At 66.9% G+C, this 1,326-nt stretch carries 1 protein-coding gene and 2 pseudogenes; all 3 read right to left on the bottom strand.

The genetic code is table 11. From position 1 onward, the window contains the following. Window positions 1-211, bottom strand: a pseudogene (locus tag G3N98_RS39315) (MotA/TolQ/ExbB proton channel family protein); the annotation flags it as partial. A gap of 18 nt (window positions 212-229) precedes the next feature. Then, a complete protein-coding gene (dapB, locus tag G3N98_RS39310; RefSeq protein ID WP_089424479.1) occupies window positions 230-1,027 on the bottom strand; it encodes a 4-hydroxy-tetrahydrodipicolinate reductase in 798 nt (265 codons plus the stop codon). Window positions 1,028-1,092: 65 nt separating this feature from the next. Beyond that, window positions 1,093-1,197: pseudogene (locus G3N98_RS40120) on the bottom strand (cell envelope protein SmpA); the annotation flags it as partial. Window positions 1,198-1,326 lie beyond the last annotated feature (129 nt).

Here is a 1,326-nt window from a genome sequence, read left to right as displayed (position 1 = left end):
CGAGCGCGGCGATGCCCGCGTCGAGCGACGGCGCGCGCCAGAACGCGGCGAGCGCGCGCGGCCCCTGCCGCTTCGCGCGGACCAGGAGCCAGGCTTTCATGAGGAGGAAGCACCAGCTGGCGACGGACATCGCCAGCAGCACATAGGCGACGGCATGCGTGATCGCATCGCCGCTTTCGAGGTAGTGGACAACGCCGGTGGGTATCGCCATCGGAGTTTCCCCGTGGTGTCAGCGCAGGCCGAGCACGTCCTGCATGTCGAACAGGCCGGCGCCGCGCGCCGACAGGAAGTGGACCGCGCGCAGCGCGCCCTGCGCGTACGACACGCGGCTCGACGACTTGTGCGTGATCTCGATGCGCTCGCCGATCCCGGCGAACAGCACGGTGTGATCGCCGACGATGTCGCCGCCGCGCACCGCGGCAAAGCCGATCGACGACGGATCGCGCTCGCCCGTCACGCCGTGGCGGCCGTACACCGCACAATCGTCGAGCGAGCGCCCGAGCGCGCCGGCGACGGCTTCGCCCATCATCAGCGCGGTGCCCGACGGCGCGTCGACCTTGTGGCGGTGATGCGCCTCGATGATCTCGATGTCGTAGCCATGCGAGAAATGCTTCGCCGCGAATTCGAGCAGCTTCAGCGTGACGTTCACGCCGACGCTCATGTTCGCCGCGAACACGATGCCGATCTTGCCCGCCGCCGCTTGCAACTCGGCCTTCTGCTCGGCGGTGAAGCCGGTCGTGCCGATCACTAGCTTCACGTCGTGGCGCAGCGCGGCCTCGATATGGGCCATCGTGCCTTCCGGACGCGTGAAATCGATCAGGGTGTCGGCCTGCGCGAACACGGCGTCGAGGTCGGCGGTGAGCTTGACCCCGGTTTCCTTGCCGAGGAACGCGCCGGCGTCCTGGCCGAGGAACGGCGAATCGGCGCGGTCGAGCGCACCGACGAGCTGCGCGTCGGCATCGTTGAGAACGGCTTCGATCAGCATCCGGCCCATTCGGCCCGATGCCCCGGCAATCGCAATCTTCATGGCTTTCTACACGACAGGTATAAAAGCGGGCGGCGCATGCCGCCCTGTTTCCGCACGCCGGCTGCTTACTGGGCCGGCGCGGTGAGCGGCTGGTTCTGCAGGTTGTCCGAGCCTTGCGGGCCGACCGGCGGCGCAGCCTCGTTCGACGCGTTCGGCTGCGGCGGCCGATGGAGATCGGAAGAGCGTCGTGGAGGGTAAGAGTGTATGGCATGGTGGAGGTACGGGGTGTGGGTTGGATCTGAAAGACAGAAATCACTGAGGATGTGGTTGGTTGGTAGGTTGGTTTAACAGTGAATAGA

Source organism: Burkholderia sp. Tr-20390, assembly GCF_017104595.1.
In the GTDB taxonomy this organism is placed as follows: Bacteria; Pseudomonadota; Gammaproteobacteria; order Burkholderiales; family Burkholderiaceae; genus Burkholderia.
Note: the sequence above shows the minus strand (reverse complement) of the source record. Positions and strands in the feature narration are given on the sequence as shown.